Raw genomic sequence first — 25,971 nt, forward strand, 5'->3', positions numbered from 1 at the left:
TAGTCTCCTGTCGCAATCAAGGAGAGATCATCATGCTGCGTTTCGGAATCCTGTCGACGGCCAAGATCGGCCGCGAACTCGTCGTGCCGGCCATCCAGGATGCGGAAAACTGCGTCATCACCGCCATTGCCAGCCGCGACCTCGCCAAGGCCCGCGCCATGGCCGACCGCTTCTCGGTGCCGCATGCCTTCGGCTCCTACGAGGAGATGCTGGCCTCGGACACGATCGACGCCGTCTATATCCCGCTGCCGACGTCCCAGCATGTGGAATGGTCGATCAAGGCGGCGGATGCGGGGAAACATGTGCTGTGCGAGAAGCCGATCGCACTCAAGGCCGAGGAGATCGATGCGCTCATCGCCGCGCGTGACCGCAACAAGGTGCTGATCTCGGAAGCCTTCATGGTCACCTACAGCCCCGTCTGGCGGAAGGTCCGCGCGCTGCTGGCCGAAGGGGCGATCGGCCGGCTGCGCCACGTGCAGGGTGCCTTCACCTACTTTAACCGCGACCCCGGCAACATGCGCAACGTGCCGGCGCTCGGCGGCGGCGGTCTGCCCGATATCGGCGTTTACCCGACCATCACCACGCGCTTTTCCACCGGCAAGGAGCCGGTCCGCGTGCAGGCGAGCACCGATCGCGACCCGGAATTCGGCACGGACGTCTATTCCAGCGTGCGCGCCGATTTCGGCGATTTCGAGCTCTCCTTCTACGTTTCCACCCAGCTCGCCCAGCGTCAGGTCATGGTCTTCCACGGCGACAAGGGCTTCATCGAGGTGAAATCGCCCTTCAATGCCGATCGCTACGGGGCGGAGGAGATCGAGCTTACCAACCAGAGCCACAGCGAAAGCCAGTTCTTCCGCTTCCAGGATGCCCGCCAGTACAGGCGCGAAGCCGAGGCCTTCACCCGGGCGGCGCTCGGGGGGGACGAGGAGGTCGTGTCGCTGGAAAATTCGCGCCTCAACCAGAGGCTCATCGACGCCATCTACCGCGCCAGCGAGAAGGATGGCTGGGAGCCGGTCTAAAGCCGGCTCACCCTCCGCCACGCAAGGGCAGGGCGGAGGGGATTTCACATGTTGGCCGGGGCCGATCAGGCGGCCGGCTGCTTCGTCTTGCGCAGGTAGGGCAGGACGGTGTCGAAGGCGCCGAAGCGGGTGATGGCGTCCTCGTTGGAAACGGCGGCGGTGATGATGACGTCGTCGCCCTGCTGCCAATTGGCAGGCGTCGCCACCTGGTGCTTGCTGGTGAGCTGGATGGAGTCAATCGCGCGCAGGATCTCGGCGAAGTTGCGGCCCGTCGTCATCGGGTAGGTGAGGATCAGCTTGATCTTCTTGTCCGGGCCGATGACGAAGACGGAGCGCACCGTGGCGTTGTCGGCGGGCGTGCGGCCTTCCGATGTGTCGCCGGCGGCGGCCGGCAGCATGTCATAGAGCTTGGCCACCTTCAGGTCCTTGTCGCCGATCAGCGGGTATTCGACGTCGAAGCCCGTGGCGGTGCGGATGTCGGCCTTCCACTTGACGTGGCTGTCGACCGGATCGACGGAGATGCCGATGATCTTGACGCCGCGCTTGCGGAACTCGCCCTCGACGCCGGCCATGGCGCCGAGCTCGGTGGTGCAGACCGGGGTGAAGTTCTTCGGGTGCGAGAAGAGCACGGCCCAGCCGTCGCCGATCCAGTCATGGAAGCTGACCGGGCCGATGGTGGTCTCGGCGGTGAAGTCCGGAGCGATGTCGTTGATGCGAAGGCTCATGGGGATCGTCCTCTCTTTCGTGCGGGGATCGCAGGGGAGCCCCCGCGAAAAATATGTCCGGGCTGGTAGATAGAACGAAAAAACCACCTTGCCTATAGCGGCACACCGTCGCTGGCGACCCGCGCAGAAGCGCATCTTTGCGCCCTTTTCGCCGGCGGGATGAAGGCTTTCGGCCGCTCGGGCATGCTGCGCCAAACCGTTCTGCGAAGCCGACGGGATGTGGAAGACGATTTCTTTTGGCCGGAGGGCGGAATCCGGTGCGGGAACCCTGTCCATGCATGGAGGCGGCGGTTTTTGCGCGCAAGCCGTTTATTCGTCGATCTCGGCGCGCCCGCTTGTCAGGTCGGCGACCATCCGGCCGATCTCGTCCGCCTTTTCCACCGGTACCCGGAAGGAAAGGCGCGCGCCCCTCTCGTGAAAGGCCTCCTCGTCCATCACCAGGCCCGCCAGGGCGGACAGCCGCGCCTTGACGAGGGCAAGGTCGGAAAAGCCGAGCGAGACGGAGAGCGCGATGCGTTCGACATATTCGGTCTTGGCTGCCGCGCGCAGGCAGGCGGCCGCGGTGCCGCCATAGGCGCGGATGAGCCCGCCGCTGCCGAGCAGGATGCCGCCGAACCAGCGCGTGACGACGACGAGCGTGCGGTCGAGCGCCTGGCCGTCGATCGCCTGCAGGATCGGCTTTCCGGCCGTACCGCTCGGTTCGCCGTCGTCGCTGAAGCGATAGGTCTGGCCGATGCGGAAGGCCCAGCAATTGTGGTTCGCCGCAGGATCCGACACTTCAGCCAGCCGCGTCTTCGCCTCCGCCTCGTTCTCGACGGGACAGGCGATCGCGCGGAACCGGCTCTTGCGGATCTCCTCTTCGAACAGCGCAGTCTGGTCCAGCGTGTACAAGGCATCTTCCCGGTGGCGTCTGGCCGCCTCGTACCCCCTCGGCGCCCTTCATATCAAGCGCGGAATAGAGCACTAATTCTATAGACTATTGACAGACGCCACGATTTTGCCATGATGTCGGCCGGGACGTTAAACAGAACGGGAGCCTTCCGCATGATCTATCTCGGCGGCGTGACGCTTGGCTACTTCAACCTCTATCCCGTCGGCTTCCAGCCGAAGGAAGAGCAATCCCGTTCGGAGGATACGGCTGGCCGCGTGACGGAAGACAGGCTGCCGCTCGAAGGAAGCCGGCTTTCCTTCTCCCGTCGCCCTGTCCAGTGGCCGTTGCACGTCTTCTTTTGAATCGGGGGAGACTGCAGAAAGTCATCGGTGATTTTTTGTAGTCGAGCAGCAACAGCGGGCGCAGCCGCTTCACCGCAGGGCCGGAACCGGCATGTCAGGGAAGCGCCGGGCAGGCCCCGGGCTTGGCCGGCAGCCCGCCGCCGGCGATGAGGGCGGCTAGCTGTGCCCGGTCGCCGTCAGCGGTCGGCTGGATGTTGAGCGGTTCTGTTGCCGGCCACCAGTCGCCGGCCGCCCAATAGGCCCAGCCGGTCCAGACTGCACGCTCCTTGCCGACCAGCGCCGTCATGCGGGCCAGTCCGTCCAGGCACGTCTTGTCCGCCGAGCCGCCGAACTCTCCGAGGAAACCGCGTTTGTTGTTACGCTTCAACCAGTCGGTGAAGCGCTCCAGCGCGGCGACAGCGTCGTCCGCCCGCGTGCAGGTATCCGCCTTGCCGGAAAAATCGGCGTCGAGATACTGGTGGACCTCGTAGACGTGGTTGTTGGCGGGGTCCTTGACGTCGAGCATGACGGTGCCGTTGGCGCCGCCCTCGCGTTCCTCTTCCCAGCTGTGCGCGCCCGTCCAGATCGTGCCGGGCACGAGGACGAGGTTTTTTGCGCCCGTCTCGCGGATCGCGGCGATCGCGGCATTGGCGGAGGCGAGCCATTGCGTGGCGGGCACGTCGTGCGGTTCGTTCATCAGGCCGAACTGCACGCCGCCGTCGTTCTTGTAGTCCTCGGCGAGCCGGCGCCAGAAATCGGCGAAGGCGCTGTCCGGCAGGTCCGGCGAGCCGATCTGCTTGTCGCCGTAATAGGCATAGTTGTGCGGATCGAGAATGACGGTCATGCCGGCGCCGCGCAATGCCTTGACGGTGTCGGCGAGCCGCTTGCGCTCCGCCTTGTCGAAGCCGCGGTTCAATCGCGGCTGCAGCCGTTCCCACTTGAAGGGAAGGCGCACGGCGTTGAAGCCCTTGCCGGCAAAATAGGCGATCGTTTCGGCAGAGGGATAGGTGTAGTCCTTGCCGAACGTGCCGCGCCCCTCGCCGAATTCGGCACCGGCGAGATTCACGCCGCTGAGGCAGGCTGCGCTCGCCTGAACGGGAAGCATCACGGCCATTGCAGCCGCCAGCAGTCGAAAGCGCGCTGCCGCGCCGGATAGGGATTGCACGCCTGCCTCCGTTCCGGCCGGGTGCCGGTTCGTTCCTGGGGTCTTGCACCCCGCCTATGAGAGCCGATCAAGACGCGCACGATCTTAAGGCGGTGTTAAGGCGGCTCGCCTTTTCGCGAAATGGATTAAGAGAATGCCACCGTCGTGCTGCCGTCAGCCGCACGCGGGCGGAGCGGTGATTCCACTTGGCCGTAAAATGCTCTAGAGGCGGGGACGCCGCCGGTGGACCGGCAGGCCTCGACAACAGGTTCTTTCCATGCCCGCTCCCGCGACGTCCGCTCCCCCGTCCTCCGGCAATCGCCATCCACTGCGTGTTCTCCTGTCGCTCGTCAGCGACGAGAAGGGTCGTGTGGTGCGGGCTGTCGCCTCGTCGGTGATCAACAAGATCTTCGACGTCATGCCGGAAATCCTGATCGGCATCGCGCTCGACGTGGTGGTGCGCGGGAAGGATTCCTTCGTCGCCAAGGTCGGCATCACCGATCCCGTACACCAGCTCGCCCTGCTCGGCATCGCCACCTTCGTCATCTGGTTCGGCGAATCGCTGTTCGAATATTTCTATCAGATCCTCTGGCGGGGGCTGGCGCAGGACGTGCAGCATCGCCTCCGCATCCTCTGTTATGACCATGCCCAGCATCTGCCGACGAGCTTCTACGAGGAGAACCGTTCCGGCGATCTCGTCGCCGTCTTGAACGACGACATCAACCAGCTGGAACGCTTCCTCGACCGCGGGGCGAACGAGCTGATCCAGACCTTCGCCGCCGTCCTGCTCGTCGGCGCGGTGTTCTTCATCGTCAGCCCGCTGATCGCGGTCATCGCGTTTACGCCGGTGCCGGCGATCATCGCCGGGGCCTTCTGGTTCCAGCGCCGCGCGCAGGCGCGCTACGATGCGGTTCGGGCGCGGGCTGGCGGGCTCGGCGCGCGGCTCACCACCAACCTGCAGGGCCTGCAGACCATCCGCGCCTTCGGTGCCGAGGCGCGCGAGACGGCGACGCTGACGGCAGAAAGCCGTGGCTATGTCGAGGCGAACCGCGCGGCGATTCGCGTCTCCTCCGCCTTCATTCCGATCATCCGCATGGCGATCCTGTCCGGCTTCCTCGCCACCTTCCTGATCGGCGGCTGGCTGACGCTGAACGGCGAGATGCAGGTCGGCGCCTATGGCCTGCTCGTCTTCCTCACCCAGCGTCTGCTCTGGCCGATGACCGGCCTTGCCGAGATCGCCGACCTCTACGAGCGCGCCATGGCCTCGACGCGGCGCATCCTGCGCCTGCTCGACGAGCCGCGCGGCGAACCGCACGGGACGCACGAGTCAAAGGTCTCCGGCCGCTTCGAGATCGACGGTGTCGGCTTCCGCTATGCGACGAGCCCCGGCGGCGTCACGGACATCAACCTTGCCATCAAGGCGGGCGAGACAGTCGCCCTCGTCGGCCCGACGGGCAGCGGCAAGTCGACCCTTATCAAGCTCCTCGGCCTTTTCATCCGCCCGCAAAGGGGGCGCATTTCCCTTGATGGCGTGCCGCTCGCCGACTGGTCCGGCGAATGTCTTCGCACCAGCATGGCCTGGGTGCCGCAGGAGGTGACGCTGTTTTCCGGGTCGATCGCCGACAATATCGCCTACGGTCGGCCGGAGGCGAGCCGCGAAGAGGTGGAAGCCGCGGCGCGCATGGCGGAGGCCGACGGCTTCATCCGCGACCTGCCGGAGGGTTACGAAAGCCAGATCGGCGAATACGGCCAGAAACTTTCGGGCGGCCAGCGTCAGCGCATCGCGCTCGCCCGTGCGCTGCTGATCGATCCGGCGATCCTCATCCTCGACGAGGCGACGAGCGCCGTCGACAACGAGACGGAAGCGGCGATCCAGCGCTCGCTCGCCAGGATGAAGGGCAAGCGCACGGTGATCCTCGTCGCGCACCGGCTGAGCACGGTGGTACATGCGGATGCGATCCACGTCATGGAGGCCGGGCGGGTGATCCAGTCGGGCGCGCACGACGAGCTTGTGGAACGGCCGGGGCTCTATCGCACGCTATGGAACATCCAGACGGGGCATGCGGAGATGAACGAGACGGCATAAGCACCCCTTATCCGCCTGCCGGCACCTTCTCCCCGCTTGCGAGGAGACGGTCGCGGCAACAGGATGAGGGACCGCCTTGCGTCCCTCAGTGCGCCTCGTCCCAGTTGGTCGCCGCACGGGCGTCCACCTTCAGCGGCACCTTCATCGCAAGCGCCGGCATGGAAGCGTTCTCCATCACGTCGACGATGATCGGGATCGCCTTTTCCACTTCGCTGTCCTCGACCTCGAAGATCAGTTCGTCATGCACCTGCAGCAACATGCGGGCGGAGAGGCCGGCGGCGGAAAGTGCCGGCTCCATCTTGATCATGGCGCGGCGGATGATGTCGGCGGCAGAACCCTGGATCGGCGCGTTGATCGAGGCGCGTTCGTTGAAGGCGCGCACGGAGGGATTGGACGACTTGATCTCCGGGTAATGCGCGCGGCGGCCAAAGATGGTTTCGACATAGCCGTTCTCGCGGGCGAAGGCCTTGGTCTGGTCCATGTAGTCCTTGATGCCCGGGAAGCGCTCGAAATACTTCTTGATATAGTCGCCGGCCTCCGAGCGCTCGATGGAGAGCTGGTTGGCAAGGCCGAAGGCCGAGATGCCGTAGATGATGCCGAAATTGATCGCCTTCGCACGGCGGCGGACTTCGGACGGCATGCCTTCGACCGGCACGCCGAACATCTCGGAGGCCGTCATCGCGTGGATGTCGACGCCGTCGGCAAAAGCCTGCTTCAGCTGCGGGATGTCGGCGACATGGGCGAGCACGCGCAGCTCGATCTGGCTGTAGTCGGCCGAGACCAGCTTGTGGCCGGGTGTCGAGATGAAGGCCGTTCGGATCTTGCGGCCTTCCGCGGTGCGCACCGGAATGTTCTGCAGGTTCGGATCGGAGGAGGAGAGGCGGCCGGTCGTCGTCGCGGCCAGCGCATAGGATGTGTGCACGCGCTTCGTCTCGGGATGGACGAAGCCGGGCAGGGCGTCCGTATAGGTTGATTTCAGCTTGGTCAGCTGGCGCCAGTCGACGATCTTGCGCGGCAGCGGAATACCCTGTGCGGCAAGGTCTTCGAGCACCTGCGCGGACGTCGACCACTGGCCGGTCTTCGTCTTGGAGGCGCCGGACAGGCCCATCTTGCCGAACAGGATGTCGCCGAGCTGTTTCGGCGAGCCGATGTTGAAACGTTCGCCGGCAAGCTCGTAGATCTCTTCTTCAAGGGCGGCAGCGCCCTGTGCGAGCTCCCCGGAAAGGCGGGACAGCACCTGGCGGTCGATGGTGATGCCGCGCTCTTCCATGCGCGCCAGCACGGGCACCAGCGGGCGCTCCAGCCGCTCGTAGACGGTGGTCATGCGCTCGCTCGCAAGGCGCGGCTTCAGCACGTGCCAGAGGCGCAGCGTCACGTCGGCATCCTCGGCGGCATAGGTCGTGGCGCGGGAAATATCGACCATGTCGAAGGTCTGCGCGCCCTTGCCGGAGCCGGCGACGTCCTTGTAGGCGATCGGCTTGTGGCCGAGCCAGCGTTCGGAAAGCGTGTCCATGCCGTGCGTGGTGGTGCCCGCATCGAGCGCATAGGACATCAGCATCGTGTCGTCGAAGCCCTTCACGGTGATGCCGTGCCGGCGCATGACGAGATAGTCGTATTTGAGGTTCTGCGCGACCTTCAGGACGGACGGATCCTCCAGCAGGCTCTTCAGCCGCTCCAGCGCCGGGCGGATCGGGATCTGCCCCTCGGCAAGCCCGCCGCCGAGCAGGTCGCCGACGCCGGTCTTGTGGTTGAGCGGCACATAGCAGGCGCGGATGGCGGTGCCGGCCGGATCCTTGGCATTGTCGGCGATCGCCAGGGAGAAGCCGCAGAGTTCGGCCTGCATGGCGTCGAGCGAGGTCGTCTCCGTGTCGAAACCGACGAGACCGGTCTCTTGTGCGGCGGCGATCCAGCGGTCCAGCGCTTCGAGGTCCCGGACGGTCTCGTAGCCGGCATGGTCGATGGGTACGGCGGCAAAGCGCTCGGCGCGTGCCCTTGCGAGCGCGGCGGGCGTATCGCCGTCCGCAGCCGCGGCAGGCGGCGGCGCTGCGGCAGCCGTTTCCGTGCCGGCAGGGGCTGTCGCGCTGTCGCCCTTGTCGAGGTCCGAGCCGCGCGCCTCGGTGCCCCCTTCGACCGGCACGTCCGCCGGTTCGATGGCGCCGGCATCGCAATCGCAGGCTTCGGCGACGCGGCGTGTCAGCGTGGTGAACTCCATCGCCTTCAGGAAGGCGATTAGCCGGGGCCCGTCCTGCGGGTGCAGGATCAGGTCGTCGAGGGGCGTATCGAGCGGTGTGTCCGTCTTCAGCGTAACGAGCTGGCGGGAGAGCAGCACGAGGTCGCGATTGGCGATGATGTTCTCGCGGCGTTTGGCCTGCTTGATCTCCTCGGCGCGGGCGAGCAGCGTATCGAGGTCGCCATATTCGTCGAGAAGCTGCGCGGCCGTCTTCGGGCCGATGCCGGGCACGCCGGGCACGTTGTCGGTCGAATCGCCGGTCAGCGACTGGAGGTCGATCATCTTCTCCGGCGGCACGCCCCATTTCTCGATGACTTCGGGAATGGAGATCTGCTTGTCCTTCATGCCGTCGTACATCGAGACGTTCTCGGTCACGAGCTGCATCAGGTCCTTGTCGGAAGAGACGATCGTGACGCCGGCGCCGTCGGCTTCGGCAAGGCGGGCATAGGTGGCGATCAGGTCGTCGGCCTCGAAACCTTCCTTCTCGATGCAGGGCAGGTTGAAGGCGCGTGTCGCATGGCGGATCAGGCCGAACTGCGGGATCAGGTCTTCCGGTGGTGCCGACCGGTTCGCCTTGTACTGGTCGTAGAGTTCGTTGCGGAAGGTCTTCGAGGAATAGTCGAAGATGACCGCGAAATGGGTCGGCGTCACGCCCACGTCGGTGTTGCGCGCATCCTTCAAGAGCTTCCACAGCATGTTGCAGAAACCCGAGACGGCATTGACCGGCAGCCCGTCCGATTTGCGGTTGAGCGGCGGGATGGCGTGGAAGGCACGGAAGATGAAACCCGAGCCGTCGACGAGGAAGAGATGATCACCTTTTTTCATGGGGTGAATGGATAGCGCGGGCGGCTTTCCGCGTCCATCTTTCATTGTGGGAAAACGGGCGCTCCCGGGGCGTGGAAAGCCTCACACGAACGTTACCAATTTGTAATTTTCCAGGCCTCCTGAATCCCTTGAAAAGCCACATTCGAACCCACAGATATTGGTCATCGGCACCTGATCAAAGCCGTTGTCTGGCACCCGGCCTGTCCCCCGCCGCGCCAGACAAAGGACAAAGGCCTCATCCCCCTCTCCGGGCCTTTGTCCATCATTCGAAGAAGCCGCCGCGACAAGCCTCCTGTCGTCGGCGGCTTCTCGTTTTGGGGCAGATGGATCGCCTGCGATCCATAGTTGTCTTCCCCCTGAAAGCGGCATACCTTCCCGCCATGGAATTTGACCGGAAGGAGTCGGCAGCATACCTCGCCAATCTCCTGGCGAAGGCGGCGTCCCGCGCCCTTCAGGTGCGGGCGGACGGGGCTGGTTTTGCGCCCGGTCAGTTCCCGGTCCTCCTGGAGCTCTGGAGCGGCGACGGTCTCACCCAGCGCGAACTGCTCGACCGGCTCGACATCGAGCAGGCGACCATGGCCAACACGCTTGCCCGCATGCAGCGCGACGGGCTCATCTCCCGCCGGCGTCACCCGAAGGACAAGCGGGCCCAGCTCGTCTTCCTGACGAACCGTGGCAAGGCGCTGCGCGAAACCGCGATGGCGGCGGCCTCGGCCACCGAGGACACGCTGTTCCAGGGGTTCCGGCGTTTCGAGCGGGAGCTGCTTCTGGAATATATGCGCCTGGTGCTTGCCAATCTCGGCCGCGATCCGCGCATCTGATCGTCATACGATTTGCCCTGACCGAGCCGATCGGTCTAATGTCGCGCCGAAATTCATTTGATTTGCCGCATGTTGCATCGCAAGAGCGCGACCGCATCATGTTCTAGGGGTTCATCCATGACCAATATCCTGCCCGTCCTCGATCGTGCCAGCGCCGGCATTCCGGCCAGCCTCGAACGCCTGTTCGAACTGGTGCGCATCAAGTCCATCTCGACCGATCCGGCCTTCAAGGTGGAGTGCCGCCGGGCGGCCGAGTGGCTGGTCACGGAGCTGCGCTCGCTCGGCTTCGACGCGACGGTGCGCGACACGCCCGGCCACCCCATGGTCGTCGCCCATCACGATGGCGCAAGGCCCGATGCGCCGCATGTCCTGTTCTACGGTCACTACGACGTCCAGCCGGTCGATCCGCTGAACCTGTGGGACCATGATCCCTTCGAGCCGGCGGTGCGCGATGCGGGCGAGGGTCGGCGCGTCATCACCGGTCGCGGCACCTCTGACGACAAGGGTCAGCTCCTGACCTTCGTGGAAGCCTGCCGCGCCTACAAGGAAACGACGGGCGCGCTGCCCTGCCGCGTCACCATCCTTTTCGAAGGCGAGGAGGAGTCGGGTTCGCCCTCGCTGAAGCCCTTCCTCGAGGCCAATGCCGCCGAGCTGACGGCCGATTTCGCCCTCGTCTGCGATACCAGCATGTGGGACGCCGACACGCCGGCGATCTCCGCAGGCCTGCGCGGCCTCGTCGGCGAGGAGATCGTCGTCAAGGCGGCTGACCGGGATCTGCATTCCGGCTATTTCGGCGGCGCTGCGGCAAACCCGATCCACATCCTGTCGGACATCCTCGCCGGCCTGCACGACGACACCGGCCGCGTGACGCTCGACGGCTTCTACGACGGCGTCGAGGAGACGCCGACCCAGATCAAGGCGGCATGGGAAACGCTCGGCAAGACGGCTGAGAGCTTCCTCGGCGAGATCGGCCTGTCGATTCCTTCGGGCGAAAAGGGCCGCTCGGTGCTCGAACTCACCTGGGCGCGCCCGACCGCCGAGGTCAACGGCATCACCGGCGGCTATACGGGCGAAGGCTTCAAGACGGTGATCGCCGCCGAAGCCTCGGCAAAGGTCTCCTTCCGCCTCGTCGGCAAGCAGGATCCGGCGAAGATCCGCGACGCGTTCCGCGCCTATGTGCGGGCCCGGGTGCCGGCCGATTGCTCGGTGACGTTCCACGCCCATGGCGGTTCGCCGGCCATCCAGCTCCCTTACGATTCCGCGCTGCTCGGCAAGGCGAAGAGCGCACTGTCGGACGAATGGCCAAAGCCCGCCGTGGTCATCGGCATGGGTGGCTCCATCCCGATCGTCGGCGATTTCCAGAAGATGCTCGGCATGGAATCCCTGCTCGTCGGCTTCGCGCTGTCGGACGACCGCATCCATTCGCCGAACGAGAAATACGAGCTGCGCTCCTTCGAAAAGGGCATCCGCTCGTGGGTGCGCATTCTTTCGGCGCTCGCAGCGCGCTGACGCAGATGTGATGAGATGGGAGGCCAGCATTAACCGGACGGAACGGAAATGCTGGTTTCTTCAAAAAACAAGGGCCGCGCGCGGACAGGCGACGACGGCCCGGACATGGGGAAGGGTGAGGATGGCATCAGGAAAGATTGCGAGAAACCCTCGCTGCTCAGGCTATGGCGCGCCGGGAGCAGAGGGGGAGGCAGGATGAAGCGGCTGAAAAAATTCTTCTGGCCGCTCGTCAGCACAGCCGCGATCATCCTGTCGATCTACATCCTCTACAAGGACCTGCGGGGCCTGTCGCTCGACGAGTTCATGGCAAGCCTCCATGCCATTCCGGTCTCCGGCTGGCTGCTCGCCTGCGGCGCGACCCTGCTCGCCTATGCGGCGCTTGCCGCCTATGACCATCTGGCGCTCGAACACCTTGGTCACCGTATCTCGCTGTGGTTCATCACCATCACCTCCTTCACCACCTATGCGCTGTCGCACAATATCGGCGCTTCGGTGTTTTCAGGCGCGCTGGTGCGCTATCGCGCCTATACGTCGAAGGGGTTGACAGGATCGGAGGTGGGCGTTCTCGTCGCCTTCTGCTCCTTCACCTTCGCGCTCGGCACGGTCATGCTGTTCGGCCTGGTGCTGGTGCTGGAACCGGAAATCGTCGAGCGCTTCTCCCATCTTCTGCCGATCGAGGCGGCGTTTTCGACGGGAATCTTCATTCTTGCGCTGGTCGCGCTCTACGTGGTCGGCAGTCTCGTCGGCTTCCGGCCGATCGATACCCGCTGGCTGAAGTTGGAATATCCAAAACCCTCGCTGGTCTTCCGCCAGCTCTTCATCGCGCCGATCGAACTCATCGGCGCGGCGGCGATCATCTACTTCGTGCTGCCGGAGGCGGGCAATCCGGGCTTCTTCGTCGTGCTCGGCATCTTCCTCGCCTCCTTCTCGGTCGCGCTGCTGTCGCATGCGCCGGGCGGCATCGGCGTCCTGGAGCTCGTCTTCATCGCCGGCCTGCCGGATATGGATCCGGCGGCGGTGCTGGCGGCGCTTGCCGTCTTCCGGCTGTTCTACCTGATCATCCCCTTCATCATGGCGCTGGTGGTCATTCTCATCTTCGAACGGCAGCGGTTTCTCAGCCGGCTGAGCAACGGCGAGGATTGAGGCGATGGAGAAGTTTGGTTCATCTTGCATTCAGTCGAATTGTTTCATGCTGTCATCCGTCTTGATCACTGTAAAACAGTGACTATCCAAGGGAGACCGACATGAAGACAACGATCAAGGGCGGCATTGCCGCTGCCATGGCCGTCGCCATGTTCGCCACGACATTCGTATCCGCACCGGCCTTCGCCATGCCGATGCCGAAGGTCGGCGCTTCTCAGGCGAGCGATGTGCAGGACGTGCAGTGGCGTCGTGAACGCCACGAGCGTCGCGGCTGGTATGGCGGCCATCGCGGCTATCGCTATGAACGCCGCGGCTATCGCCGCCACTCGGACGGCTGGTGGTATCCGCTGGCAGCCTTCGGTGCGGGTGCCATCATCGGCGGCGCGATCGCCAATGACGGCTATTCGCAGCCGCGCTACGAGGGCATCAACCCGCGTCACACCGAATGGTGCTATGCGCGCTATCGCTCGTATCGCGACTATGACAACACGTTCCAGCCCAACTATGGCGGCCGCCGCCAGTGCTACTCGCCCTATTATTGAGCAAGGCGCAGCCGTCTGAGTGGTTCCGCGCCGGAAACGGCGCGGCAAACCGGCGCATTTTTCCGGGCGGCCCATCGGCCGCCCGATCTTTCTCTCAAATCCCCCTCAAACTGTCGCCCGCGCGTTCACCGCTTCTTAACGACCCCTTAAATCGCCGCATTTAAGGTCCACCGGACGGCGATATTTTTAAGGGTGTATCCAACCGCTTATGGCAGCCAACCGCAAATCCCAGCGCATCGAACCGTCCTTCCAGGGATCGGGAGGCCGCCACGACGACGATTTCCACGTCGACGCAGGGGATCGCGTGGCGGGCGGGCGCAAGGGACGCGGCAAGCCGGCGAAGGCCGAGCGGCCGCGGCGCGGTTCCGGCCGGCGCCGCCAGTCGTCCGGTGGCGGTTTCTTCGGCCTGTTCCGGCGGCTCTTCTACTGGTGCGTCGTGCTCGGCATCTGGGGCGCCATCGGCGTCGGCGGTCTCGTGCTCTATTACGGTGCGCGCATGCCGAGCGCCACGAGCTGGTCGATCCCCGACCGGCCGCCGAACATCAAGATCCTCGCCGTCAGCGGCGATGCCATCGCCAACCGCGGCCTCACCGGCGGCGAGGCGCTGTCGCTCGAAAACATGTCGCCCTATATCCCGCAGGCGGTCATCGCCATCGAGGACCGGCGCTTCTATTCGCATTTCGGCATCGATCCGCTCGGCCTCGCCCGTGCGATGATCACCAACATCACGACCGGCCGCATGGTGCAGGGCGGCTCGACGCTGACCCAGCAGCTTGCGAAAAACATGTTCCTCTCGCCGGAGCGCACGCTGGAGCGCAAAGTGCAGGAAGTGCTGCTCGCCTTCTGGCTGGAGCACAAATATTCCAAGGACCAGATCCTTGCGATGTATCTCAACCGTGTCTTCTTCGGCTCGAATTCCTACGGGGTCGAGGCTGCATCGCGGCGCTATTTCAACAAGTCGGCGCGCGACGTGAACCTCGGCGAGGCCGCGCTTCTGGCCGGCCTCCTGAAAGCGCCGTCCCGCCTTTCGCCGGCGCGCGATCCGGAAGCCGCCGAAGCCCGCGCCCAGGTCGTCCTCGGCGCGATGCGCGAGGAAGGGTTCGTCACCGACACCGAAATCACGACGGCGATGTCCCAGACGCCGGCCCGGGCGAAGAGCTACTGGTCCGGCGCGCAGCACTATGCCGCCGACATGGTCATGGCCCAGCTGCCGGGCATGATCGGCGACATCAAGGAAGACCTCGTCATCGACACGACGATCGACCTCGATCTGGAAAAGAAGGCCGACGAGGCGATCACCGCGCTCCTCGACAAGGACGGCGAAAAATCGAACGCCTCGCAGGCCGCGCTCGTCTCGATCGACGGCACGGGCGCGATCCGCGCGCTCGTCGGCGGGCGCGATTATGCTGAAAGCCAGTTCGACCGCGCCTCCAAGGCCAAGCGCCAGCCGGGCTCGGCCTTCAAGCCCTTCGTTTATGCCGCAGCGCTCGAAGCCGGTCGCTCGCCGCTCTCGGTGCGCAACGACGCACCGGTCAGGATCGGCAAATGGACGCCGGAAAACTACGACCAGAAATACCGTGGCGAGGTGACGCTTTCCTCCGCGCTCGCCCAGTCGCTGAACACGATTGCGGCCCAATTGGTCATGGAAGTCGGCCCGGACGAGGTGATCAAACTCGCCCGAAGGCTCGGCATCGAATCGGAGCTGCAATCGAACGCCTCGATCGCGCTCGGCACCTCGGAGGTGACGCTGGTGGAGCTGACCGCCGCCTATGCGCCCTTCATGAACGGCGGCTACAAGGCGACGCCGCACATCATCCGCCGCATTTCGACGGCCGACGGCAAGGTGCTCTACGAAAACACCTACGACAACCCGCCGCGCGTGCTGGAGCAGAATATCGTCTCGATGATGAACGGCATGATGATGCGCGTCATCACCGAGGGCACCGGCAAGAACGCCCGCATTCCCGGCTGGTCGGCCGCCGGCAAATCCGGCACGACGCAATCCTTCCGCGACGCGCTCTTCGTCGGCTATACGAGCAACCTGACGACGGGCGTCTGGTTCGGCAACGACGACGGCAAGTCGATGAAGAAGGTGACGGGCGGCGGGCTTCCGGCAAAGGCCTGGAGCCAGTTCATGACCGCCGCCCACGAGGGCCTTGCGCCCTCGCCGCTCTTCGGAACCGCCGGCGGCGGAGAGCCGGTGGTGGACGGAACCGAACCCGCGCCGGAAGGCGACCAGCTCTTCGACATCATCTCCCGCACGCTCGGCAACGAACCCGCCCGCGACGGACAGGCGGTGGCGGACGAACAGACGGGCGCCGTCCCGCTCGACGATGGTTTTACGCCGCCCGCCGATGTCGGCCAGCAGGGACAGACCGGCACGCGCCGGACGACCCTCCTCGACGTGCTTCTGGGCGGCTGACGGCCGTCCGTTTATCCAAAGGCGATGGTGACGTTTGACGGCTCGACCGGGTGATCCATCCAGACCCGGATGCGTGTTTTCGTGGATGGCACCTGTGCAATGGCGTATTGAGGCTCGTTCGCATCGAACAGAATGAGCTGTTGGTTGGGCGTGTTCAGAATGGTGTCGGAATCCGGCTCCCTTGCCTCCGCAACCTCGGAATAGGGTCCGAGCGTCACATGAGTGTCTCCATCGCTCCAGTAATAGGCTGGAATGTTGACACAGTCATTGGAAACAAAGATTCCCTGCCTGTCCATATGAACTGGAACGTCTACATTTCGGCGGCCTGCGACGTAAAAGCTTACATATTCCGGGGCGATCGATAGGTGTTGCACGGCCATAGTGTCAAAATCTCCTCTTCGATAAAAGTCCGCCCTGTGAATTGCTGCACCACCAGCAGTGTGGATAAATCCTGCTTGGCTTGCCAACTGATTTTGGTACCTGATGGTCACCGATGAAATGGCCGCGAGGTGTTCCCGAAGTCTTTCTACCACACCAATGGCATCCATAGGTTCGGCCGATGCGATCGATCTCGGACTGCTCCGTCCGGTTAAATCGTCTATTTGTTTCTGGTGTAACAACCCACTCTTTTGCATAGGGGCCAAGCCCAGTTTGTGGTAGCTTCGCCTGGAGCACGCGGAGCATCGCTTCCTGCGTTGTCGCTTCGTTGGCTCGTATTAACCCCTCAAGCGTCTCGTAGATTTGCGGGGTTGGTTTCCAGTTCGGTTCACGCCTATGAACGGCGCGTAGCGCCTCTTGCATGCGACTTGTACTGATCGCCAGCCGCACCTCCTGCGCGGGCGTGATAGTTTGCAACCTACCGAGGATGCGAACTTGTCTCCCACCGCGAGGTCCGCGGCGGCTGACGAGGATCGGCTGGTTGCCGGAACCTTCGTCGACCCATTGCCCGCCGTCGGGATTGCCTGCGGGCACGCGCGGCTGGTCGGCGCGGAAGCCGGCCTTCAATTGGAGGGATAGAGCCAGCGCGCGGATTTCGACTAATATCGCCGCATGTCTGTAGCTCAATTGTAAAAAGGCTGGTTCGGTCGGGTCCGTCGAGATCATTTGCCGCACAATCCGCTCGCGATTCAGTCGAACAAGTGTGGGCGAGGTGGCGGCGACGGGGATGAATTGACCCCGGGAAAATTTCACGATGCGTTCAAGTGAAGGGAAATATTATATATTTCCTTCGGCCATTCTCTCTTCGGCATCTCCGTTTGTACTGGAGGCTCTACATTTCCGAGCCGGGAGATACTATCTCTCCGATAGCCACCAAAACCGCAATCCGCCGCTTGAGACACCTGAGAGGATTGTGGTTGATTGCGGGTTGCGGCGGCGGTACACCAATTCCAACGGACGCGCTGATTTTGCGAGCTTTGCGGCCCGGCAATGTCTTGCAGTCGTCTGGAGGGCTCCTTATATACGCCGCAAGGCAGGGCTGAGGCCCGTGCTTTCGATAAGACCATACCATTAGGGGCTGCCAAAAGAACGCCTGAATGGGTTCCGGCAGTTCGCTTCAAGGAGAGAATGACATGGCTAAAGTAATCGGTATCGACCTCGGGACGACCAATTCCTGCGTCGCCGTCATGGATGGCAAGGACGCGAAGGTCATTGAGAATGCCGAAGGCGCGCGCACGACGCCTTCCATGGTTGCCTTCACCGAAGACGGTGAGCGGCTGACCGGCCAGCCGGCCAAGCGCCAGGCGGTCACCAACCCGGAAAACACCCTGTTCGCCGTCAAGCGCCTCATCGGCCGCCGCTACGACGACAAGCTCGTCGAGAAGGACAAGGGTCTCGTTCCCTACAAGATCGTCAAGGGCGACAACGGCGATGCCTGGGTCGATGCCCGCGGCAAGGGCTATTCCCCTTCGCAGATCTCCGCCATGATCCTTCAGAAGATGAAGGAAACCGCCGAATCCTATCTCGGCGAGACCATCACCCAGGCCGTCATCACGGTTCCCGCCTACTTCAACGACGCGCAGCGCCAGGCGACCAAGGACGCCGGCAGGATCGCGGGTCTTGAAGTGCTGCGCATCATCAACGAGCCGACCGCAGCCGCGCTCGCCTACGGCCTAGACAAGAAGGACGGCAAGACCATCGCCGTCTACGACCTTGGCGGCGGCACGTTCGACATCTCGGTCCTGGAAATCGGCGACGGCGTCTTCGAAGTGAAGTCGACCAACGGCGACACCTTCCTCGGTGGTGAAGACTTCGACATGCGTCTCGTCGAATATCTCGCAGCCGAGTTCAAGAAGGACCAGGGCATCGACCTGAAGAACGACAAGCTCGCCCTTCAGCGCCTCAAGGAAGCTGCCGAAAAGGCAAAGATCGAGCTCTCGTCCTCGCAGCAGACCGAAATCAACCTGCCGTTCATCACGGCGGACGCCTCCGGTCCGAAGCACCTGACGATGAAGCTGTCGCGTGCCAAGTTCGAAAGCCTGGTCGACGACCTCGTCCAGCGCACCGTCGCACCGTGCAAGGCAGCCCTCAAGGATGCCGGCGTCACGGCGGCCGAGATCGACGAAGTCGTTCTCGTCGGCGGCATGAGCCGCATGCCGAAGGTGCAGGAAGTCGTCAAGCAGCTGTTCGGCAAGGAGCCGCACAAGGGTGTCAACCCGGATGAAGTGGTCGCCATGGGCGCCGCCATCCAGGCCGGCGTTCTCCAGGGCGACGTCAAGGATGTCCTGCTCCTCGACGTGACCCCGCTCTCGCTGGGCATCGAAACGCTGGGCGGCGTCTTCACCCGTCTGATTGACCGCAACACGACGATCCCGACGAAGAAGTCGCAGACCTTCTCGACCGCCGAGGACAACCAGTCGGCCGTGACCATCCGCGTCTCGCAGGGCGAGCGTGAAATGGCTGCGGACAACAAGCTGCTCGGCCAGTTCGACCTCGTCGGCATTCCCCCGGCACCCCGCGGTATGCCGCAGATCGAGGTCACCTTCGACATCGACGCAAACGGCATCGTGCAGGTTTCGGCCAAGGACAAGGGCACCGGCAAGGAGCACCAGATCCGCATCCAGGCCTCCGGCGGCCTCTCCGACGCCGATATCGAGAAGATGGTCAAGGACGCCGAAGCCAATGCCGAGGCCGACAAGAAGCGCCGTGAGGGCGTCGAGGCGAAGAACCAGGCCGAAAGCCTGATCCATTCGTCGGAAAAGTCCCTCAAGGAATATGGCGACAAGGTCACGGAAGCCGATCGCAAGGCCATCGAGGACGCGATCGCCGCGCTGAAGACCGCCGTCGAAGCCTCCGAGCCCGACGCGGACGACATCAAGGCGAAGACCAACACGCTCATGGAAGTCTCCATGAAGCTCGGTCAGGCGATCTACGAGGCTCAGCAGGCTGAAGAGAATGCATCCTCGGGTGAGGCCGGCGACAATGTCGTCGATGCCGACTATGAGGAAGTCAAGGACGAGGACGACCGTAAGAAGTCGGCCTAATTCTCCTGAAAAGCCGGCCGCCCCAGGCGGCCGGTGCAACGGATAGCAAGAAGGCGGAAGTCAGCGCGAAGGGAACAAGGCCAAGATGATCACTCCCGTTGCAAGCGGTGACGATGTCATGGTCTTTTCTTCGCACCGGCTTCCGCCTCTTTGCGTGCGTGCTTTGCAAGCGCAGGCTAAGGCAAGCTTCCAGGTCCATAACAAGAAGACCGTTCCCACGAAACGGACGTGAACCCGAATGGCAAAAGCTGATTTTTACGAGACGCTGGGTGTCTCCAAGACCGCCGACGAGAAGGAGCTGAAGAGCGCCTTCCGCAAGATGGCGATGAAGTACCACCCCGACAAGAATCCGGGTGATGCCTCCGCCGAACAGACGTTCAAGAACGTCAACGAAGCCTATGAGACGCTGAAGGACCCGCAGAAGCGGGCGGCCTATGATCGCTATGGCCACGCGGCCTTCGAGCAGGGCGGCATGGGCGGTGGCGGCGGCTTCCAGGGCGGTGGCTTCTCGGACATCTTCGAGGACATCTTTGGCGAGATGATGGGCGGCGGGCGCCAGCGGCGCTCTGCCAGTGGGCGTGAACGCGGCGGCGATCTTCGCTACAACATGGAGATCTCGCTGGAAGAGGCCTATGCCGGCAAGACGGCGCAGATCCGTGTGCCGACGTCGATCACCTGCGACGTCTGTACCGGTACGGGCGCAAAACCCGGCACCAGCCCGAAGACCTGTGCCACCTGCCAGGGCTCCGGCCGCGTGCGCGCCGCGCAGGGCTTCTTCTCGATCGAACGCACCTGCCCGACCTGCCACGGCCGCGGCCAGACGATCAGCGATCCCTGCACCAAGTGCCACGGCCATGGCCGCGTCACGGAAGAGCGTTCGCTCTCCGTCAACATTCCGGCCGGCATCGAGGACGGCACGCGCATCCGGCTCTCGGGCGAGGGTGAAGCAGGCGTGCGCGGCGGGCCGGCGGGCGATCTTTATATTTTCCTGTCGGTCAAGCCGCACGAGTTCTACCAGCGCGACGGGGCGGACCTTTACTGCACCGTGCCGATCTCGATGACGACGGCAGCGCTCGGCGGCACCTTCGACGTGGCGACGCTCGACGGCACCAAGTCGCGCGTCTCGGTGCCCGAGGGCACCCAGGCCGGCCGCCAGTTCCGCCTCAAGGGCAAGGGCATGCCGGTGCTGCGTTCCACGCAGGTCGGTGATCTCTACATCCAGATCCAGATCGAGACGCCGCAAAAGCTGACCAAGCGCCAGCGCGAGCTGCTGAAGGAGTTCGAGGAGATTTCCTCGAAGGACAACAACCCGGAATCCGCGGGCTTTTTCGCGCGGATGAAGGAGTTCTTCGAGGGCTGATCGCCGCGTTCTCGCGCGCTGCTTCGGTCGGCGTTTGATGGACAATGGAAGCCGGGGTGGAAACGCCCCGGCTTTTTTCATGCGGCGCGCAGGATGAAGGCGGCAAAGCGCTTCTGCACGAAGGGTGAGACGACGAAGACCATGGCGAACACCATGATCGGCGTGATCACGGCGGTGCGCTGCCAGATCGTCCAGCCCTCGGTGAGGGGCAGCACGATGTAGAGCAGGACGGTGATCAGCGGGTAGACGGGCAACAGCAGGGCGAGCGCCAGGTGCGGCTTGGACAGCCGGAGGGCCGGAGAATCGTCGGTCATGGGAGCAACCTTTATAAAACGGAACGTTTCGTTTATATAGAAACGAAACGTTCCGTTCAAGTGTCGCCCATGCTAGAAACGGCAAAAATGGAAGATCGGATGTCAGAGGCAGAGACCAGACCCGCCCGCCGTTCAATCGGTGCCACACGCAATCCGGCAAGCGAGGAGGCGATCCTGGCTGCGGCGGAGGCGGTACTCGTGGAAAGCGGGCTCTCCGGCTTCTCCATCGAGGCGGTGGCGCGGCGCGCACGCGCCGGAAAGCCGACGATCTATCGCTGGTGGCCGTCGCAGGCTGCGCTTCTGCTGGATGTCTATCATCGTCGCAAGCGGGCGAACTTCACCTTCCCGGACACAGGCAACGTTCGCGACGACCTGCGGGCCCATCTTTCTGGCCTGCTGACGACATGGCGCGTGGGCACGGGCGGCGAAGTGTTCCGCTGCGTCGTGGCAAAGGCGCAGGGCGAGCCCGATGCGCTGGCTGCCCTTTCGGCCTATATGCGCGATCGCCGCCGCCAGAGCAGCCGGATCATCGAGATGGCGCAGGCGCGCGGCGAGGTGCGCCCGGACGCCAGCCCCGAGCTCGTCACCGAACTTCTGTCGAGCTTCGCCTGGGGTCGGCTTCTGACCGAACGGCTCGATGTCTCCGAGGCGGAAATCGACGCCGTGATCGAGACGGTGCTGGCCGGCATCGCCGTGAAGCCGGCCGGCTGATGGCTTAGCCCGCGGCTCGCAGCAGCGTCAGGCGGCCATCGGCGTCGATCTTCGTCGTGACGCCCTCATAGCTCTGCAGCGTCGGATGGCCGGTCTCGATCGGATGATGGTGCGTTGCCGTCATCACCAAGACATGGGCGCCGGCGCCCTCGCCGGCCAGAATGCCCGCCGGCACGTCCTCGAAGACCAGGCAATCGGCCGGATCGAAGCCGAGACGCTCGGCGCCGAGCCGGTAGCCGTCCGGCGCCGGCTTGCCGCGGGTCACGTCGTCGGCCGTCACGATGACTGTCGGCAGGGGGATGCCCGCGGCGGCGAGGCGGCGATGGGCGAGTGCCACCGGCGCCGAGGTGACGATGCCCCAGCGGCCGGCTGGGAGGGCGGAGAGGAAGGCGATCGCACCCGGGATCGGCAGCACGCCCTCGATATCCTCCATCTCCTCGCGTTCGACCTCCTTGGCTTCGGCAATGGGATCGACGCCCGGCAGACCGAGCCGGGTGATCGTATCGATGCCGCGCACGCCATGCATGGTCGGCAGGAAGGTGGCGACGTCCAGCCCGTGCTTCAGCGCCCAGCGTGTCCAGACGCGTTCGGTGGCCGGAATGGAGTTGATGATCGTGCCGTCCATGTCGAAGAGGAAGGCGGAAAACGAACGGTCGAAGACGGGAAGGGAAGAGGACAAGGCAAGGACCTGCGGGCTGGGAGGGGAGGATGCGAAGCGCGGCGGGATGTCCTGGCTTACCTGCTCCCGGCCATGCAGGCAACCGGCTTGAACTGCTGGATTTTCCGCACGGCCCTGTTCGGTGGAGCGCTGTCCCTGGCACGGGTTCCGCCCGCTGTTCTCGCCGTTGCGGCTTGCGTGGCGCCAGGCGCCTGCCCATCTTTCTGTTGTTGCCCGATTTATGCGCCGCAGGGTGATTCCCCTTGGCGGCAAAATGCTCTAGCTCTCACCCCATGCCGCACAAGGTTTCCCTTTCCCGCCTCAAGCTCACGGATTTCCGCAACTATGCGGGCCTGTCGCTGCCGCTCGACGGGCGGCACGTCGTGCTGACGGGGCAGAACGGTGCGGGCAAGACCAATCTCATGGAAGCCGTATCCCTGCTTTCGCCGGGCCGGGGCCTGCGCCGCGCGCCCTATGGCGATGTCGTGCGCGCCAGCGCCAGCGCCGGCTTCACGATCTTCGCCACGCTCGACGGCATGATGGGCGAGGTCGATATCGGCACCGGCACGGAGGGGGGCGACGAGGGCCAGGCGCGAAGACTCCGGCTGAACGGCACGCCTGCCCGCACCGTCGATGAACTGCTGGACCACCTGCGTGTCGTCTGGCTGACACCGTCCATGGATGGCCTCTTCACCGGTCCCTCCGCCGATCGTCGTCGCTTCCTCGACCGGCTGGTGCTGTCGCTCGATCCCGAACACGGCCGCCGGGCAGCGGATTTCGAGAAGGCGATGCGCGGTCGCAACCGGCTGCTCTCCGAACCGCGGCCGGATCCTGCCTGGCTGACGGCGCTGGAAAAGCAGATGGCCGAGCTCGGCATCGCCATGGCGCATGCCCGCCACGAACTCGTCGGCCTCATCTCCGGCCTCGTGGAGGCGGCGCGCGACGATGGACCGTTCCCGTCGGCGAGCATGCGTCTCTCCGGCTTCCTTGACGGAGAATGGCAGCGCCCGGCCTATGAGATCGAGGACATCTATCTCGGCATGCTGCAGGATGGCCGCTATAGGGACGCCGCCGCCGGCCGCACGCTGGACGGCCCGCACCGCGGCGATCTCCTGATCCGCCACCGCGAAAAGGACATGGAGGCCGAACGCTGCTCGACGGGCGAGCAGAAGGCGCTGCTCGTCGGCCTCATCCTCGCCCATGCCGGCCTTGTCGGCGGCATGACCGGCCATGCACCGGTGCTGCTGCTCGACGAGATCGCCGCCCATCTCGACGAGGGCCGCCGGGCCGCGCTGTTCGACCGGGTCGATGCACTCGGAGGACAGGCCTTCATGACCGGTACCGACCGGTCGATGTTCGATGCGCTCGGCGATCGCGCGCAGTTCCTCACCGTCTCGCATGGAGGCATCGTGCCATGACCGATCCGCTCAGTCCCGAAGAGATCGACCGCTACCGGCGGCATATCGTGCTCGCAGAGATCGGCGGTGCGGGGCAGCAGAAGCTGAAGCAGGCGAATGTGCTGATCGTCGGCGCCGGCGGGCTCGGGGCGCCGGTCATCCAGTACCTTGCCGCTGCCGGCATCGGCCATATCGGCGTGCTGGACGATGACAGCGTCTCCCTCTCCAATCTCCAGCGCCAGGTGATCCACGACACCGCCGGGCTCGGCACGCCGAAGATCGCGAGCGCCGAAGCCGCCGTTGCCCGTCTCAACCCGCACGTGACCTTCACCGGCATCGCCGAGCGGCTGACGGCCGACACGGCCGCACGTCTCCTCGCCGGCTACGACCTCCTCGTCGACGGTTCCGACAATTTCGACACGCGTTATGCCTCCGCCGATGCCGCGGAGATTGCGCGCATTCCACTCGTCACCGGTGCTGTCGGCCGCTTCGACGGCTCGGTCACCGTGCTGAAGCCCTACGAGGCCGGGCCGGACGGCATGCTCAATCCCGGCTACCGCGATCTCTTCCCCACGGCCCCTCCGCCGGGCGTCGTGCCGGCCTGCGCCGAAGCCGGTATCGTCGGTGCGCTGACGGGTGTCGTCGGCACGTTGATGGCGATGGAGGTGATCAAGCTCGTCACGGGCGCCGGTGATCCGCTGGTCGGGCGGTTGTTGCTCTATGATGGGTTGGCTGCGCGCTTCGAGACGTTGAAATACAAGCGTCGCAAGGGCGGGCAATGACGGAAGTCCGCTCGATCGGGCCGGATTTCGACGGCTGGGACGCGCTGTTGTCGCTGATCCTCTCGGCTTTCGCCTTCATGGACGGTCTCATAGACCCGCCATCCTCCGCCCATCGGCTGACACCCGACGCACTTGCCAAGAAGGCGCGGGAGGAAATCGGGCTTCTCGCCGTGGAGGGGGACATGCTGGTCGGCTGCATGTTCCTGAAGCCGGAGGAAGAAAGCCTCTATATCGGCAAGCTCGCTGTCCTGCCGTCCTTTCAGGGACGCGGCGTGGGGCGGTCTCTCCTGGAGCACGCCGAGGCGCTGGCGCGGAAAAAGGGCCTGGCGACGCTCCGGCTCGAAACGCGGGTCGAACTGGCCGCCAACCATGCCCTTTTTGCCCGGTGGGGCTTCGTCAGGACGGCCGAGAAATCCCATCCCGGCTTCGCGCGCCCCACCTCGATCGAAATGTGCAAGACGCTGGTCTGATCACACCCGGCTCGGCAGCACGCGGTCCGGCGGCCGATGGCCGTCGAAGAAGGTGCGGATGTTGATGACGACCTTCTCGCCCATGTCGACGCGGCCTTCGAGCGTTGCCGAACTCATGTGTGGCAGCAGCACGACCTTGCCCTCGGCGGCGAGCTTCAGCAGCTTCGGGTTGACCGACGGCTCGTTCTCGAAGACGTCGAGGCCGGCGCCGGCGATCTTGCCGTCGCGCAGGCACTTGATCAGCGCCGTCTCGTCGATGATGCCGCCGCGCGCCGTGTTGACGATGTAGCTCGTCGGTTGCATCAGCTCGAGCCTTCGGGCCGACAGCAGGTGATAGGTCGCCGGCGTCGAGGGGCAGTTGACCGAAACGATGTCGACGCGCGCCAGCATCTGATCGAGGCTGTCCCAATAGGTCGCCTCCAGCGCGTCCTCCGTGTCCGGGCGCACGCGGTGGCGGTTGTGGTAGTGGATGGAGAGGCCGAAGGCCTTGGCGCGGCGGGCGACGGCGGTGCCGATGCGGCCCATGCCGACAATGCCGAGGCGCTTGCCCCAGATGCGTCGGCCGAGCATCCAGGTCGGCGACCAGCCGGCCCATTCGCCCTTGCGGTCCGTCAGGATGCGCGCACCTTCCGCCAGCCGGCGTGGGGCGGCGAGGATCAGTGCCATCGTCATGTCGGCCGTGTCCTCGGTGAGAACGTTCGGCGTGTTGGTGACGGTGATGCCGCGCCGGGCCGCCGCCTCCACGTCGACATTGTCGACACCGTTGGAGAAACAGGCGATCAGTTTGAGCTGGGGGCCGGCCTGCTCGATGAGCGCGGCGTCGATCCGGTCCGTCAGCGTCGGCACCAGAACGTCGGCCGATTTGACGGCGGCGACGAGTTCGGGCTGGCTGCGCGGCGTGTCGTCGATGTTGAGTTCCGCGTCGAACAGCTCGCGCATCCGGGTCTCCACGACCTCGGGCAGGCGGCGGGTGATGTAGACCTTCGGTTTTTTCTTCTGGGTCATGGGCTGTTCCGGCGTCCTGTTGACGGGTCCTTAACCAAGTTGGGCAAGGATTGCTTCATCAGGGGCATTTTCTACCAGACCCGGTCGCGAAGACAATCCGCCGTCTTTGGCGTT

23 protein-coding genes are annotated in these 25,971 nt (G+C 64.6%); 14 read left to right on the forward strand and 9 right to left on the reverse strand.

Going from position 1 to position 25,971, the window contains the following annotated elements; all coding sequences use genetic code 11:
• Positions 1-32 precede the first annotated feature (32 nt).
• Complete coding sequence (locus K0P03_RS18815) at positions 33-1,019, forward strand: Gfo/Idh/MocA family protein (RefSeq protein ID WP_023514540.1); 987 nt, start codon at positions 33-35, stop codon at positions 1,017-1,019.
• 65 nt (positions 1,020-1,084) lie between these two features.
• On the opposite strand, the gene K0P03_RS18820 is transcribed toward K0P03_RS18815, so the two are convergent.
• Both K0P03_RS18820 and K0P03_RS18825 read right to left on the reverse strand, forming a co-directional pair.
• Positions 1,085-1,744 carry a peroxiredoxin gene (locus K0P03_RS18820; RefSeq protein WP_023514541.1) on the reverse strand — a complete coding sequence of 220 codons (660 nt, stop codon included), beginning with the start codon at positions 1,742-1,744 and terminating at the stop codon, positions 1,085-1,087.
• A 309-nt stretch (positions 1,745-2,053) separates the two neighbouring features.
• Entirely contained in the window at positions 2,054-2,635 is a 582-nt protein-coding gene (locus K0P03_RS18825; RefSeq protein WP_050742797.1) for an IMPACT family protein, read from the reverse strand.
• A gap of 153 nt (positions 2,636-2,788) precedes the next feature.
• Here K0P03_RS18825 and K0P03_RS18830 point away from each other — a divergent pair, with 153 nt between their 5' ends.
• Positions 2,789-2,977, forward strand: coding sequence for a hypothetical protein (locus K0P03_RS18830; protein ID WP_023514543.1), 189 nt, complete (start codon positions 2,789-2,791; stop codon positions 2,975-2,977).
• A gap of 94 nt (positions 2,978-3,071) precedes the next feature.
• Here the strand turns inward: K0P03_RS18830 and K0P03_RS18835 are convergent, their stop codons facing one another.
• Positions 3,072-4,070: a glycoside hydrolase family 5 protein gene (locus K0P03_RS18835; RefSeq protein WP_443020585.1), complete on the reverse strand. Its 999-nt coding sequence runs from the start codon at positions 4,068-4,070 to the stop codon at positions 3,072-3,074.
• 307 nt (positions 4,071-4,377) lie between these two features.
• On the opposite strand from K0P03_RS18835, the gene K0P03_RS18840 reads away from it, so the two are divergent.
• Positions 4,378-6,186 carry an ABC transporter ATP-binding protein gene (locus tag K0P03_RS18840; RefSeq protein WP_272790323.1) on the forward strand — a complete coding sequence of 603 codons (1,809 nt, stop codon included), beginning with the start codon at positions 4,378-4,380 and terminating at the stop codon, positions 6,184-6,186.
• Between the two features lie 85 nt (positions 6,187-6,271).
• Here K0P03_RS18840 and polA read toward each other — a convergent pair whose 3' ends face one another.
• The gene (gene polA / locus K0P03_RS18845) at positions 6,272-9,241 is read right to left on the reverse strand and encodes a DNA polymerase I (RefSeq protein WP_272790324.1); all 2,970 of its coding nucleotides are present in this window, start codon (positions 9,239-9,241) and stop codon (positions 6,272-6,274) included.
• A gap of 380 nt (positions 9,242-9,621) precedes the next feature.
• Here polA and K0P03_RS18850 point away from each other — a divergent pair, with 380 nt between their 5' ends.
• The 5 genes from K0P03_RS18850 (at position 9,622) to K0P03_RS18870 (ending at position 15,678) form a co-directional block, all read left to right on the forward strand.
• Positions 9,622-10,062: a MarR family winged helix-turn-helix transcriptional regulator gene (locus tag K0P03_RS18850; protein WP_023514972.1), complete on the forward strand. Its 441-nt coding sequence runs from the start codon at positions 9,622-9,624 to the stop codon at positions 10,060-10,062.
• A 117-nt stretch (positions 10,063-10,179) separates the two neighbouring features.
• The gene (locus K0P03_RS18855; protein WP_272790325.1) at positions 10,180-11,571 is read left to right on the forward strand and encodes a M20/M25/M40 family metallo-hydrolase; all 1,392 of its coding nucleotides are present in this window, start codon (positions 10,180-10,182) and stop codon (positions 11,569-11,571) included.
• Between the two features lie 195 nt (positions 11,572-11,766).
• Positions 11,767-12,714, forward strand: coding sequence for a lysylphosphatidylglycerol synthase domain-containing protein (locus K0P03_RS18860; RefSeq protein WP_050742793.1), 948 nt, complete (start codon positions 11,767-11,769; stop codon positions 12,712-12,714).
• 101 nt (positions 12,715-12,815) lie between these two features.
• Positions 12,816-13,256, forward strand: coding sequence for a BA14K family protein (locus K0P03_RS18865; protein WP_023517190.1), 441 nt, complete (start codon positions 12,816-12,818; stop codon positions 13,254-13,256).
• A 208-nt stretch (positions 13,257-13,464) separates the two neighbouring features.
• Entirely contained in the window at positions 13,465-15,678 is a 2,214-nt protein-coding gene (locus tag K0P03_RS18870; RefSeq protein WP_272790326.1) for a transglycosylase domain-containing protein, read from the forward strand.
• A gap of 11 nt (positions 15,679-15,689) precedes the next feature.
• Here K0P03_RS18870 and K0P03_RS18875 read toward each other — a convergent pair whose 3' ends face one another.
• Together K0P03_RS18875 and K0P03_RS18880 are read right to left on the reverse strand one after the other, a co-directional pair.
• A complete protein-coding gene (locus K0P03_RS18875) occupies positions 15,690-16,058 on the reverse strand; it encodes a hypothetical protein (RefSeq protein ID WP_272790327.1) in 369 nt (122 codons plus the stop codon).
• A gap of 4 nt (positions 16,059-16,062) precedes the next feature.
• Complete coding sequence (locus K0P03_RS18880) at positions 16,063-16,782, reverse strand: hypothetical protein (protein ID WP_272790328.1); 720 nt, start codon at positions 16,780-16,782, stop codon at positions 16,063-16,065.
• Between the two features lie 467 nt (positions 16,783-17,249).
• Here K0P03_RS18880 and dnaK point away from each other — a divergent pair, with 467 nt between their 5' ends.
• On the forward strand, positions 17,250-19,160 hold the full coding sequence (gene dnaK, locus K0P03_RS18885; RefSeq protein ID WP_024270972.1) for a molecular chaperone DnaK: 1,911 nt from the start codon (positions 17,250-17,252) through the stop codon (positions 19,158-19,160).
• 238 nt (positions 19,161-19,398) lie between these two features.
• Positions 19,399-20,520 (forward strand): molecular chaperone DnaJ, encoded by a 1,122-nt coding sequence (gene dnaJ / locus K0P03_RS18890; protein ID WP_023514631.1) that lies wholly within the window; start codon positions 19,399-19,401, stop codon positions 20,518-20,520.
• 77 nt (positions 20,521-20,597) lie between these two features.
• Here the strand turns inward: dnaJ and K0P03_RS18895 are convergent, their stop codons facing one another.
• Entirely contained in the window at positions 20,598-20,834 is a 237-nt protein-coding gene (locus K0P03_RS18895) for a hypothetical protein (RefSeq protein ID WP_272790329.1), read from the reverse strand.
• A gap of 99 nt (positions 20,835-20,933) precedes the next feature.
• Here K0P03_RS18895 and K0P03_RS18900 point away from each other — a divergent pair, with 99 nt between their 5' ends.
• Positions 20,934-21,545: a TetR/AcrR family transcriptional regulator gene (locus K0P03_RS18900; protein WP_272790330.1), complete on the forward strand. Its 612-nt coding sequence runs from the start codon at positions 20,934-20,936 to the stop codon at positions 21,543-21,545.
• 4 nt (positions 21,546-21,549) lie between these two features.
• On the opposite strand, the gene K0P03_RS18905 is transcribed toward K0P03_RS18900, so the two are convergent.
• Positions 21,550-22,224: an HAD-IA family hydrolase gene (locus tag K0P03_RS18905; protein ID WP_272790331.1), complete on the reverse strand. Its 675-nt coding sequence runs from the start codon at positions 22,222-22,224 to the stop codon at positions 21,550-21,552.
• A 272-nt stretch (positions 22,225-22,496) separates the two neighbouring features.
• Here K0P03_RS18905 and recF point away from each other — a divergent pair, with 272 nt between their 5' ends.
• From recF to K0P03_RS18920, 3 genes are read left to right on the forward strand one after another with little or no spacing between them, the layout of a single operon-like run.
• Positions 22,497-23,621 (forward strand): DNA replication/repair protein RecF, encoded by a 1,125-nt coding sequence (gene recF, locus K0P03_RS18910; protein WP_272790332.1) that lies wholly within the window; start codon positions 22,497-22,499, stop codon positions 23,619-23,621.
• Complete coding sequence (locus K0P03_RS18915) at positions 23,618-24,382, forward strand: molybdopterin-synthase adenylyltransferase MoeB (RefSeq protein ID WP_272790333.1); 765 nt, start codon at positions 23,618-23,620, stop codon at positions 24,380-24,382. The genes recF and K0P03_RS18915 overlap by 4 nt, the downstream gene beginning before the upstream one ends.
• Positions 24,379-24,852, forward strand: coding sequence for a GNAT family N-acetyltransferase (locus tag K0P03_RS18920; protein WP_272790334.1), 474 nt, complete (start codon positions 24,379-24,381; stop codon positions 24,850-24,852). Before K0P03_RS18915 ends, K0P03_RS18920 begins: the two co-directional genes overlap by 4 nt.
• Here K0P03_RS18920 and K0P03_RS18925 read toward each other — a convergent pair whose 3' ends face one another.
• The gene (locus K0P03_RS18925) at positions 24,853-25,857 is read right to left on the reverse strand and encodes a 2-hydroxyacid dehydrogenase (RefSeq protein ID WP_050742785.1); all 1,005 of its coding nucleotides are present in this window, start codon (positions 25,855-25,857) and stop codon (positions 24,853-24,855) included. It abuts the gene before it with no gap.
• Positions 25,858-25,971: the final 114 nt, after the last annotated feature.

It is taken from the genome of Shinella sp. HY16 (genome assembly GCF_028534175.1).
GTDB lineage: Bacteria > Pseudomonadota > Alphaproteobacteria > Rhizobiales > Rhizobiaceae > Shinella.